At 50.0% G+C, this 12,939-nt stretch carries 8 protein-coding genes; 1 reads left to right on the top strand and 7 read right to left on the bottom strand.

Annotation, left to right across the window (positions count from 1 at the left end; genetic code table 11):
• Positions 1–282: 282 nt before the first annotated feature.
• Positions 283–1,902, bottom strand: a complete 1,620-nt coding sequence (locus RAC89_RS30535; protein ID WP_306617884.1) for a response regulator transcription factor — start codon at positions 1,900–1,902, stop codon at positions 283–285.
• A gap of 271 nt (positions 1,903–2,173) precedes the next feature.
• Here RAC89_RS30535 and RAC89_RS30530 point away from each other — a divergent pair, with 271 nt between their 5' ends.
• A complete protein-coding gene (locus RAC89_RS30530; RefSeq protein WP_306617421.1) occupies positions 2,174–3,463 on the top strand; it encodes a molybdopterin-dependent oxidoreductase in 1,290 nt (429 codons plus the stop codon).
• Between the two features lie 24 nt (positions 3,464–3,487).
• Here RAC89_RS30530 and RAC89_RS30525 read toward each other — a convergent pair whose 3' ends face one another.
• The 6 genes from RAC89_RS30525 to RAC89_RS30500 form a co-directional block, all read right to left on the bottom strand.
• Positions 3,488–5,224 (bottom strand): cache domain-containing sensor histidine kinase, encoded by a 1,737-nt coding sequence (locus tag RAC89_RS30525; RefSeq protein WP_306617420.1) that lies wholly within the window; start codon positions 5,222–5,224, stop codon positions 3,488–3,490.
• Between the two features lie 100 nt (positions 5,225–5,324).
• Positions 5,325–6,167, bottom strand: a complete 843-nt coding sequence (locus tag RAC89_RS30520; protein WP_306617419.1) for a carbohydrate ABC transporter permease — start codon at positions 6,165–6,167, stop codon at positions 5,325–5,327.
• Positions 6,164–7,123, bottom strand: a complete 960-nt coding sequence (locus tag RAC89_RS30515; RefSeq protein ID WP_306617418.1) for a carbohydrate ABC transporter permease — start codon at positions 7,121–7,123, stop codon at positions 6,164–6,166. Before RAC89_RS30515 ends, RAC89_RS30520 begins: the two co-directional genes overlap by 4 nt.
• 180 nt (positions 7,124–7,303) lie before the next feature.
• Positions 7,304–9,370, bottom strand: coding sequence for an alpha-glucuronidase family glycosyl hydrolase (locus RAC89_RS30510; RefSeq protein ID WP_306617417.1), 2,067 nt, complete (start codon positions 9,368–9,370; stop codon positions 7,304–7,306).
• A gap of 35 nt (positions 9,371–9,405) precedes the next feature.
• Positions 9,406–11,397, bottom strand: coding sequence for a hypothetical protein (locus RAC89_RS30505; protein WP_306617416.1), 1,992 nt, complete (start codon positions 11,395–11,397; stop codon positions 9,406–9,408).
• A 62-nt stretch (positions 11,398–11,459) separates the two neighbouring features.
• Complete coding sequence (locus tag RAC89_RS30500; RefSeq protein ID WP_306617415.1) at positions 11,460–12,776, bottom strand: ABC transporter substrate-binding protein; 1,317 nt, start codon at positions 12,774–12,776, stop codon at positions 11,460–11,462.
• Positions 12,777–12,939: the final 163 nt, after the last annotated feature.

Below are 12,939 nucleotides of genomic sequence, written 5' to 3'. Positions count from 1 at the left end.
CATGCTTTTGGCTTCCTCCCATTCTTGCTCAATGTAAATTTCAGCATCTCGACGTGGGTGTACCTGCCATTAATGTTAATGTTAGCGCTTTAATAACTCCTCCCTGTTTGATATTGCCTTTATTATATCCGTCTTACTGTAAAATCTCGATGTACTTTCTTTTTTAAAAGGCTTCTTAACACGCTGCAGGCGGCGGTTTCGCCTAAAAGCCCCTATCCCCGCCGCCGCGAGCTTTGTCAAATCAATCAGACTCCGAGAACCAATTACGCAAAGTCCGGGCACTCACTGTTTAATAAGATCCGTTGGGTTCATGCCGGTCATTTTTTTGAAGAGGATGCTGAAGTAAGGGATATTTTTATAGCCGACGCTCTCTGCCACCTCATAGACCAGCATATTCCGCTCCAGGAGAAGCTCACGGGCTTTTTCAATCCGAACTCGGGTCAAGTAAGTGTTGAAGGTTTCACCTGTCATATTCTTAAATATGATGGATAAATGATTCCGCGAAATGAACACCTTGTCCGACAAATCAGCCAGCGTCAGATCCTCTGCATAATGCTCGTGAATGTAATTGGTCATGAAATCCACCACTTGCCGATGCTTGCTGCTGCCCTTCCATTGTCTGCTGACACAAATAATGGAAATTTTGTCCATGAGCCACCTCTTCAGCTGATCAGGCTGAACCAAGCCCTTGAGCTCCTTGGCAATCTGGTCGTTCGTAAAGAGATCGTCCAGCACATACCCTGCTTCATAAAGGCAGTATGAGATAATCCCCCATAGCTCGCTGCCAAGCATTTGAACATAATCCGGCGTTATTCCCGTGTGGGACTCCAGCTCTCCGATATAATCGGCGACTAGCTGCTGCGCCTTCGATTCTTGAACCGTCTTCATGGCGTTCGCCAGCTCATAGGAAAACTTGACCGGAAACAAGGCGACCTGCTCCTCCTCGTTCGTCGCCTCCCCTTGATAAGTAAACAACTCCAAGGGAGGGGAAACGCGCAGCTGCCTCATATCGATCGCACGGAACGCTTCTTCCGTCGAATCTGGAATTTGGGTCCAATCGGACTTAATGCCGCCGATTCCGACACGGCTCACCAGCTTCAGGTATTTCGTAACGCTTTCAATGATACGGATGCCCAAGGCTTCCATCGCCTTACAAACCCGTTCTTCGTTGTCCCCTTCCGGATGTATAATCAATACAGCTCGCGTGCTGTGAAGGTCCGTATATTCCACGAAAGGAAATACCTTGCTGGCCAGCTCATAAACAATATTGCTCACGGCAAAGCGGAACAGATTCCAGTCTGACACGGAGTATTTACGAGCCCGCTCATCGCGAACCAGCTCGATCCCGATCACTGCATGACTCGTATCAGACCAGAATCGAAACGGCTGGGGCAGAAGCTCCCCGTTCCGGTAAGAGCTGTCCAATGTACCTATTGCTGCCGAACGCACCCATTCCTTTTCAATAAACGGCTCGTAGAGCATCAGCTTTTGTTCGAGCTCGCCCTGCTTCATCCGTCTTTCATCCTCATCCACCAGCTCTTGAATCACTTTGCTCAAAATCACCTTCAGCGTTGGAAGGCTAATCGGCTTGGACACATAATCACTTACGTTGTGCCTCAAAGCCTGCCTAGCATGCTCAAAATCGGAATATCCGCTCAGTATGATAATTTTGCCGTTAAAGCCTTCTTTTCTTAACTGTTCAATCATATCCAAGCCGTTCATTATCGGCATATAAATATCTGTAATGATAATATCCGGCCTTGCCGTCCGGATCATATTTAGCCCCTCAGCTCCATTTAAGGCTTCTCCAACCCACTTCGCATCCAATTCCTCCCAAGGGATGGCACGCTTCATTCCTTGAAGCACCTGGCGTTCATCGTCAATAATGGCAATTTTCCACACCATACTTACCTCCATTAGCTACAACAAGATGGATGACCCTATCAACGTAAGCCCGGACGCATCCCAGGCTACTATCACCTACATATTACCTACCCATTTACAAAATAGAAATAGGAACAATGCACAATTTATTATAAAATTTAACGTATTTTTTTGAGCCGCCATCATGGCTCGGCAAACGTTATCAAATCCTTGTTTTCTGAATATAAATCCAGCGAAAAACCTTGTATAATAATACCTATAGAAAGCGATTTCACGAGGGGGAAGACAAATGAAAAAAATCGGATTAGGCCTAAGGCTCCGCAGGCTGCATACCGCTAATGCTTGGATTTTCTTGCTTCTGACGCTGAGCGGCATTTTGCTGTTTCTTCCGCCGATGCGAGCTTGGTTAGGCGAAGGCCGGGTTTGGCTGAAGCAGCTGCATATTTTAGCCGGGCTTGTCTCATTGGCAGTGCTTATCCTGTATCTTCCTTCCATGCTGAAGCATCTTCGAATGATGGCCGGAAGAAGTGCCAGGAAGGGTAACTTGATGGCAGTACTTATCCTGTCGACAGGCTGGATTGGGTCCGGCCTTGTCTTATGGTTGTATCGTATGTTTCCTCCATCCTGGAACAACACGGCTCTGCTGGTTCATGATTTGCTCACTTGGCTCGGCGTTCCGTACGCAATGTACCATTCCATCACACGAATGCGCTGGATGAGCAAAGCAGGTCGAGAAGCCGCATATATCCGGCCGATACATGAAGGAGTCGGCCATACCCGCTCCTCCTTTCGGGTCAAGCCTGCTCAAGTCATGGAGCTCGGCACTTACGAGCCGTCAAGCGGCAAAGTATTCAGAAGTGTTTCCCGCAGAGCCTTCGTCAGGGCGGGTGTTGGGGTGGTTTTGGCGGCTGCCGCCATCCCCTTGTTTATCCGTTGGCTAAGCTCGGTTTCCGGCGGCTCCAATCTATCCAAGGTACAGGACGAGGAAGCCATTGCCGCACGTTTTCCGACACCGGCGCCCCTGTCGGATTCTTTGCCGCCAATAGGTGGCGGGGCTGAGGGCAGCTTCCGGATCTATACGGTAACCGACATTCCTAAATTATCTCCTGAGCAATGGACATTTACCGTCGACGGCTTAGTGGAAAGGCCTATCCAATGGAACTGGAATGAATTCCTCGCTTTCCCCCGTCAGGTTCAGGTCAGCGATTTTCACTGTGTTACAGGCTGGTCCGTATATAAATGCACTTGGGAGGGAATTCCTTTGAACCGGCTGCTGGAGCATGCAGGTGTTAAGGATGGGGTGAAAATGGTAAAGTTTTATTCGGCGGACGGTGAATATACAGACTCCATCACCATAGAGCAGACCTGGATGGAGGATGTGATGGTCGTGCTGATGCTGGACGGCAAGCTGATTCCCCGAGACCTGGGAGGGCCGGTTCGGCTGGTGGTACCGCAAATGTATGCCTACAAATCAGTGAAATGGCTGAACCGGATCGAGCTGATCGGCGAAGACCATACCGGCTACTGGGAGCAGCGGGGCTATGCCAAGGACGCCTGGATCTGGGTGAAGCCTATGTGATGCGAGTAACGCATTCGATAGGCTTCAAGGTTCATTGTCCGGAGGTTCCGTCAACAACGGCAGGCAGATGTCAACCCGAGTCCCCCCCTCTTCCCGCTCGGACAGCTCCACGCCGTAACTGTCGCGGAAATATCCGGAAATCCTTTCTTTCACATTGCGAATGCCGTAGCCTCCGGTATGACGCTTCTTCTGATTCTCCCCCACCTGCCGGAGCCCGATGCCGTCATCATCGATCATGATCCGAAGCAAGTTCCCGATACAGCTCACCCGGATTTGGACGTTGCCGGTAAGCCTTGCGTTAAACCCGTGTACGATGGAATTTTCCACGAAGGGCTGCAAGGTCAGCTTGGGAATATATAATTCCAGGACGTCGGACGGCGCCTCTATGCTATAAGATAGGCCATCCCCCCAGCGAATCTGCTGGATTTCCAGGTAGCAGCGGATATGCTCCAATTCCTTCTCGATTGTGATAAAGCTGTCGCCATTGGATAAACCGATCCGAAACATGCGTCCCATCAGCTCCAGAATACGGCTCAGCTCGTCATGTCCTGCCTCAATAGCCATCCAGTTCAACTGATCCAGCATATTATAAAGAAAATGAGGGTTAATATTTGCCTGAAGCGCCTCAATTTCAGCCTTACGCTGCTGTTCGTAACGACGCTCGAGCGACATGTATAGTTCTTCGATCCGCTCGTTCTGCTTCCGGTAGCCGGCAAATAAATAGCCAAACTCGTTCTCGTAATCTCTCGGCAGCTGCATATTTTTGCCGCCTATGGAATAGGTGCTCATAGCGGAGACCAGCATGTTGATCGGCTTTGTAAATTGTCTGCTTAAGTACAGGGTCAGCAGCAGCACCAGTATAACGGCTGCGATCCCGATGATTACTATGACTTCCGCCAAGTGTAAGCTGTCGGCTATAATTTGATTCCATGATGTCATTTCCACTAGCGTCCAGCTGGAATTCCCCAGCTTCGAATATACCAGGAGCGAATCCTCCAACTCCGAGTTTCCGCGGATGTGAACAAAGCCGGATTGCTCGGTTTTCATATTCACCCATTGGCTCAGCTCAAGCTGATCAAGCGATTCTCCGATTTTTACGAACTCCCTGCCGTTGCTGTCCGTCATGATCCGATTGGATTCGGCCGAATGCCCCGACAGCAGAGCCCGGATTTCTTTAGCCTTCACATGAATCACTACAACGCCCACTAAAGTATCGTTAAACAAAATTTTCCGTCCAAAGCTGATTACAGGAACATAGCCCTGAAAGCTGGGAATGTCGTGCTCTCCGATCCATGCATAATCATTTTTGGCTAAATGCGCGTCCCAGCCCTCCCTCGTAATGTCTCTCATATCCCAAAACTGAATATAGCTGTTTTCTTCTTGCCGGAAAGGACGCTCCATATATAAATCGATGCCCTGAATGAGCGGAATGGAATAAGTCAAATTCGCCATTGCGTTATGGACATTGTCGGCTTGCCGGTGCCGATCGAATTCATCCTGAAGATTTCGAAGAAGTCTGATCAACTCGTTGTCGCGTGAAGTGGACAAGGAAATTTGCTCGATCAGCGTAAGCCGCGTTGAAATTTCATTATTCAATTCGTCGAGTAATTGCTGCTGGTAATGGGAGGTCGTCTTAACTAACGCTTTGGAGGAAATATTGTAGCTTGTCCAGGCTATGCAGGCGAGTACCACCACGATGAGAACGAAAAAGCTGCGGAAAAACAAGCTGTCTATGCGGAACTTTTTGAAAGGGTTCGTCATCCGGAGCGCCCCCTAATGTTGGATTTGTGTGCAAGAAACGGTAAAGCGAGAAGGGAATTCGTCGCTTTACCGTTTTCGATTTTGCTTATTCGAAATCATCTTACCCTTTAATGCCTGTCGTTGCAATGCCCTCAACAAAATAACGCTGCAGGAACATAAACACCAAGGTTGCGGGGAATATGGAAACCAGAGACATGGCCAGCAGCTGGCCCCATTCCTGAGCGGATTGGGCATCGTTAATCATCCGCAGCGCCAGGCCAACGGTGTACTTATCAACCGAATTCAGGTACAGCAGATGGCCGAGGAAGTCGTCCCAGTTCCACAGGAAGCAGAAGATCATCGTCGTTACGATCGCCGGTTTGGTCAGAGGCAGAACCATTCTCCAGAAAATGCCGAACCAGGAACAGCCGTCCATCTTGGCGGACTCGTCAAGATCCTTTGGGATCCCCCGAATAAATTGAATCAGCAGGAAGACAAAAAAGGTACCTCCCGCACCACTCGCTACCAAGTGCGGGATGACAAACGGAAGATAGGTGTTTACCCAGCCTAGCTGGTGGAACATGGCATACTGCGGAATAATCAGTACTTGACCGGGCATCATCAAAGTCATCATGAGAATCGAGAACCAGAATTTTTTTAACGGGAAATCGAGCCGTGCAAACCCAAATGCCACCACAGTGGTGGATAGCAGCGTTGCAATCAGTACCATAGCTTCAAGAGTGAACGTATTCAAATAAAAGTCGGTGAAGGTACGCCCGGGAATTGCATTCCATCCGTCCGTGTAGTTGCTCCATTTCGGAGTGGCAGGGAATATGCCTGGCGATCCGAGCTCCTCATTCGTTTTAAGCGATGCGCCAACCCACCAGATCAAGGGATAGACCATCACGAAGCTGAAGACGATCATAAGAATATGGCGGACAATAGAGTTCCATTTAACGATCATTTTCCGTTCTTCCCCCCTGTTTCCGTTTCGTAGAAGACCCAATACTTCGAAGTGCCGGCAATGATGAGCGCCACAATGACGATCATGACGAGCATGACCCACGCCAGAGCGGATGCATAACCGAGCTCATAACGGCTGAAGGCCCGTTCATACAGATATAACGCATATACGTAGGTGGAATTCATCGGACCGCCGTTTGTAATGACGAAAGCGGAGGTAAACATTTGAAAGGAGTTGATGACACCCATGATTAAATTAAAGTAAATAATCGGAGACAGCATCGGCAGCGTAACCTTGAAAAACTGTACAAGCTTGTTTGCACCGTCTACGGAGGATGCTTCGTACAGGTCGTTCGGAATTTGCTTTAAGCCTGCAAGGAAAATAACCATAGCTGAGCCGAATTGCCATACCGTCAGAAGAATCAGTGTCCATAGCGCAGTACCCGGGCTCGTAATCCAGCCCTTTCCCACAATACCGAACATGGAAAGAATTTCATTGAAGATTCCGTCAACGCCAAAAATATTGCGCCACAAAATCGATACGGCAATGCTCCCGCCGATAAGCGAAGGGAAATAAATAGCCGTGCGGTAAAGAGAGATTCCCCTTAAAGCCTTATTCAGGATCACGGCTACAAGCAAGGCCGCGACCAGCTTCAACGGAACGGACGCTAAGACATACTTAAAGGTGACAATGACCGATTCGGTAAATCTCGTATCGTCCGTAAATATGCGGGTATAGTTCCTTAGACCAACCCATTTGATTGGCTCCAGCAGCGTATAATTGGTAAGCGAATAATACAACGACAAGAACATGGGATACGCCGTCAACCCAAAGAAACCGATCAACCAAGGGGAAATGAACAAATACCCGGCTACGGGGGCGTCCCAACGGCTGAGAAACTTGCGCTTCTTTTTCGCTTCAGCGGCGTTCGCAGCTACAACAGTAGAATGGTTCAAATACGATCACCTCTGCACTTTCCTTATAGTCTAAGATTATAGCTCTATTATATAAGTCATATTCTTTGGTCTAAAGTAGGGAAATAACCGAATTATTATAAAATATAACGAAAAAACGAAGAAGCCGGCTGGATGCTTCCTCGTTAAATTCGGATAGATTATGCTGATCGGGAAAACTGATTAAGAGTAAATGATACGTCCCCGCATGTCGGCAATCCCGCTTTTTCTATAGAAGTACGTATTAATCCGGTCCCGCCATTCCTTGGCGTGCTCCGCTTGCTCTGCGAGACGTTCGGCGACCTGCTTGTGCAAGCCCTCGTCCATTGTTCCGGCCAGACTGTCCCAAAGCTCCGCTAATCGCACAGCCTGTTCCGCACCTTCAAACCGGGAGTCGTAAATATGCTGTATAACCGTTTTGCCGGAATGAAGGACGTGGGTATAAGGAACATGATGGAAGAAGAGCAGCAATTCATCCGGGCAATCCGCGACGGATTCATAGCGCTCGAAATTCGGTGTGTTGTACTGGGCTGTATATCCGGTACCCGTTTCCACCGTTCGATCGACACCAACCCCTTGCCAATCGGCATAATGATATGTGCCCCACTTGGAGTACTCGTAGCCGTCCACATCAGGGCCATAGTGATAGTGGGGAGTAACCATAAATCCGACTCCAAGCGGAGCCGTATAAGACTCGTAAATGGCCGGTGAACTGAGCAGCATCCTCTGAATCACTGCGACCAGTTCCTCGCTCTCGCCAAAGGTGAGCCTGATCCATTCCTCGGCGATTTCCTCGGATGTCAGGTCCGGGTTCCATACTAATCTTCCATAACCGTACAGGTTTGCCTGCGCCAGCAGATGCCCCGTCCAATTGGTGTCATCGCCGATATTGGACACCGCAGCAATGCCTGCAAGCCGTTTACCATGAACGCTGCCGCAGGCAATACGTTTGATGGTGGAGCCTTCCCCTTTGACGTACGTATCGAATTCAAGAATTTCCTTCCAATGTGGAATTAAATAAAACAGATGACGCTGTTGTCCCGTGTATTCTTGCGTAATCTGGAATTCGAGCACCTGGTTTGTGGACGGGATTGCGCCAAGCAAAGGCGAAACAGGCTCCCGGACTTGAAAATCCATGGGGCCGTTCTTAATCTGCAATATGACGTTTTCCGAAAATCGGCCGTCCAAGGGCTTGAAATGGTCATACGCGGCCCGCGCGCGGTCCGTTTTGCGGTCGCGCCAATCCTGCTGGCAATTGTATACGAAGCAGCGCCAAATCACGATGCCGCCAAACGGCTTCAGCGCTTCAGCCAGCATGTTGGCGCCGTCTGCATGATCCCGGCCGTAAGTAAACGGTCCCGGACGATTTTCCGAATCCGCCTTAACGAGGTATCCGCCGAAATCAGGAATAAGCGCATAAACGCCAGCCGTTTGTTCCTTCCACCACTCACAAACCTCCGAGTTGAGAGGGTCGGCCGTTTCCAGGCCGCCTATTTCGATCGGAGCGGCATAATTAACGGAAAGAAACAGCTTCATTGCGTAACGGCGGAAAATAGCGGCCAGCCTCGCCACGTCCTGCAAAAACTCCGTAATGAGCTTGCTTTCCTCCCGGTGAACATTCACATTATTAATGGCGATTGCGTTCACCCCTACGGATGCAAGCATTCTTGCGTAGTCCCGGATACGGTCCAAATCTTCAGTAATCCGGTTGTCCTTGAAGAAGATCGAATTCCCGGCATAGCCCCGCTCCACGCTGCCGTCCATATTATCCCATTGGTTGATCATTCGCAGCATATTGACGGGATTTTCAATTAAATCCAGCTCGTCCACGGACATGCCTGTGTTCAACAGACGTAGCAGATGGAAGACGCCGTACAGCACGCCACTGGCGGATGCGGCTCCGATAGCAATGCAAGCGCGATCTTTATCGGTTTTGATCGCGTAGCCTTCCGCCCCGACCCGTGGGATGTTCTCCGCCCCAATGATTCGGTCTACTAGAGGATGGCTGCCGAACGTTCCAAGGGCAATGCCCCGTTCTTCTTGGTCCGTTATGCCCGGCGCAACACTCAGGATCCCTTCCAGTCCCCTGATCAATTCATGTACGGCGGTTTGGATAACCTCGTCGTTTTCCTTTACGTTAATGCGGTTAAAGCCGGCATACTGTTTATGGCGCTCTCCTGAGGCCAATCGGCGGTATCCCAGCCATGCCTGATAGCCTATGCCGGCCTGAGATGCAGATACATTGTCCATGTTCGAATCGTCCTCCTAGCGAAATCGTTCAAGTCCTATTCTTCTAAAGGAAGGTGCTCGTATTCCCAAAGGTCGCCGGCCAAGCTTTCGATGATACATCCGCTTGCCCACGGCATCAGGCAAAACCACGTACTGGCCGGCGACCCGTCGCTGTAGACCTCCGTAACCAGCCCTTCCGAATGACAAAATCTTTCGGACATCCAGCCTTTTTTGCCATAATCGAATTCGTTATCATATCTGTTGTAGGTCTGGCATCCCCAGTCGACGGTATCCTTCATTCGGCTGCGTACGTAGGGGTCGCCTGTATTTTCTACATAATAGAGCAGCTCATCAACGATGTTGCTGGACATCGGATGGATATGAGGATTGGCGGTAGAGGTGACACTGCCCCCACTGCTCGACCAGCCGACCTTGCTCAGCGGTGGAATTTTGACCGGTGAGTTATAGCAGAATTTGAAGGTGAATTCGTAATCGATCGCATCCCTCATATGGGACAAATAAAGCTGGTCGCCCGTCAAAGCATGCAGGTACCGGACGGCCTTTATATAAGCAAGAATCCCCTCGGAGTCTACGGCCTTGTCTGCATCCAGAGGAGCTCCATAGCATTCCATCCGTTGGATATAAGCCTCATGATAATGCTTCTCACTTCGGCGCAAGCTTTCAAGATAAGTTTTGTCGCCGGTCAGCCAGCTTCTATATGCCATGGCCGCCATGCACCATGCACCGCTGAATGCGTCATATTCTAGGCCGGCGCCCGTCTTATTCGATAAGATGTAGGGATATTCGCCATCCGTGTTTTTGGTTTCCTCCATCCTTACAAGAATGTTCGTTACAAAATCGAGCCAATCGTCATGGACGCATTGCTTCAGCCTTTTTTCATAATCGTAAGCCTTGAGAATATAATATGCCGCCTGCCCGATCAGATAAGAACTGTGCCCCGGCGTATGCATGCCGTCAAACCACCATCCGCGGTTGGACCATATACCTTCATTATCGTAGGCTTCAAAGGGAAGCCCCGTTTGGGGGTTCAAGGAATGCTCAACCATGTTGTCGATGCAGATGAGCGCCTGCTGGCGCATCGATTCTTCTTCAAGTCGAAGAGCGGCCATCAGGACCGGAACCGCCACCGATAGTCCATTAGTCCAGGAGAGGGAAAAAATTTTGTTATAGCGATATCCGCCATTGGCTTTGTCTTCAATGACAAATCCGGAATAACTGAGCTCCTTCGGGAGCCACGCATACCGATAGATGGCCTGAGATAAATCCGCCACTGCCGTTCTTGGATCGCCGGCTTTTCTCGGGCTTTGGTGGTATCGGTAATAGATCTCTTGCATGGCGGCGTTGACGCCCAATTCCGATTCAGCTTCGTATTCATACAACTCCAGCGCAAACGACACAGCCTCTCCTGCAGCCAGCTCGAAGCAATTGTCTTCAAGCGGCGCCCGCTCCTTAACCAGTGTCGCCTTAATGAACAACCATGGGGCGTTTTCATAGCCGAGCGTATAGCCGACAGTCCCCTTGGATAGGGAGCAGCTATAGCCTCCATACTGATAAAATACCCCTTCGTTGTCAGGATTCCACTGCTGCTTCCTTCCATCCTTACGGATAAAGTAGGGGCTGGCACTTAGTCCGTATATGATTCCATTATCATAAACAAATGCGGCCGGGTGGGATAGTCGATCGCTCCTTACCATCCACCATGGAGAAGCGGGGCGCGCAGGATTTCCGTCTCTCAATCGCGGAAATTGTTTAGACACGTTGAGTGGAGCCTCCCCGCGGTTTGTGCCGTACATGAAGGCCGGCAGGAAATAGCGAGGCGCTGTTTTCGGAAACGGCATTTCCACATGGATCACCCCCGTCCATGCTGTGCTGGCATCATTGCGTACTGTAACCGTGGCCAGGAAAGGCTCCTTAGGACCACCGGTTCCACCTGTCAATTGAACCGAAGCGCTCAAGCCATGCTTCTCCAATCCGGTATAATCCGTGCTTTCCCCTGTCTTGCTTCTCGCCGATAGTATCAGTTCCATAACATCCTCCAAAATTAAAAGATACCCCGGAACAGGACTTGTTCCAGGGCACCTGGCATGAATTACTTTTCGTAAGATTTCGAAGCGGACTTCAACTGGTCAAACGCTTGCTGCGGATTGATTTTGCCAAAGACAAGCTGATCGCCGATTAGAGCCCAATCCTTGTCGACAAAATTGGTCCAGCCGCTTGTCGAATCCCACGTTTGGCCATCCTTCTCCGTTGCGCGGAGAAGCTCAAGGCCAATCTTGTCAGCATCGCTTAAGCTAGCTTGAAGGAGACTCGCAATATCCTTATTCGCTGGCAGCCCGCGTACTGTTCCCAAGATTTTGGCCGCCTCCGTATCATTAACGAACCAGTTTACGAACTTCTTGGCTTCTTCCTGCTTCTTGGAGCCCGCACTGACAGCGAGGTACATGGAAGGCTTAAGCCAGCCGCCCGCTTGGGAAGAACGAGGCATCGTTACCAGAGCGTAGGCGCCTTTCTTCAAGCTGTCATACGTGCCGTAGCCATTGGAGAAGGCATAGCGCACCAGAATTTTGCCGGAAACCATCAGGTCCAATTTCGGGTCGTTTTCTTTGTCGGAAGCGTTCACGTCGGCCGGAGGAACTAGCCCTTCCTTACGAAGCTCCTCGAAATTTTTGGTCCATTCCAGGAAGGTCGCTTGATCTACGTTAAATTTACCTTCCGGAGATACTACTGCCCCTTTCCCCTTAGCGTATTGATAAGCGGAGTATACGAAGTAATTGCCGCCGTAATCCTTGGTGAAATAAGTTCCGCTAGGCAGCTTCGCCTTAGATTCTTTGGCTAGAGCAAAGAATTCATCCCAGCTCCAACCGTTTGCCGGGTTCTTGATCCCAAGCTTATCCATCGCCGCTTTGTCGTAGATCATACCGAAGGCAACGGAGCCAAGGGGAATACCATATAGCTTGCCGCCGGATTGTCCGCCTGCCATCAGCTTCGTATCGAACTTGCTTACATCGACTGCCGGAGTCAATTCGGCCAGCTGCTTACGGGCAGCCCAATCGGGAGTCCAGCCCGGATCAAGCTGTACAATATCCGGCGCATTATTAGCAGCCGCTTGTGTGGACAATTTATCAAGATAACCGTCCATACCGGAGTATTCCGGCTCGAAGGTTACGTGCGGGTTGTTCTTGGTGTACAATTCAAGTGCTTTCAAGGTCGCATCGTGACGATTCTGCGCCCCCCACCACATGATGCGCAGCTTAACCGGCTCCTTGGATGCCCCTGCCGACGGTGCGGCAGAAGGCGCGGTACTGCCTGCAGTTTCCTTGCTGCCTCCGCCGGCGCATGCAACCAGCGATCCCATCAATGCGGTTGTTGTAGCCAAAACAGTCAGAGAACGTTTCCAACTAGACATGTTTACCCCTCCTGAATATCCCCTTTTTATTTACTTGCCTGTAATTATAGTAACAATTCAAGAATGAGATTAGTATATGAAGGATGCACGATTTGTTATAAAATCGACCGAATCTTAGAGCTCTCGGAAGTTATAAGAAAAGCTTCTATCGAAGCCCTTTCGG

The sequence above is a fragment of the Paenibacillus sp. GD4 genome, from assembly GCF_030846225.1.
Lineage (GTDB): Bacteria > Bacillota > Bacilli > Paenibacillales > NBRC-103111 > Paenibacillus_G > Paenibacillus_G silviterrae.
The sequence above is the reverse complement of the archived record's forward strand: the minus strand, read 5'-3'. Positions and strand labels throughout refer to the sequence as shown.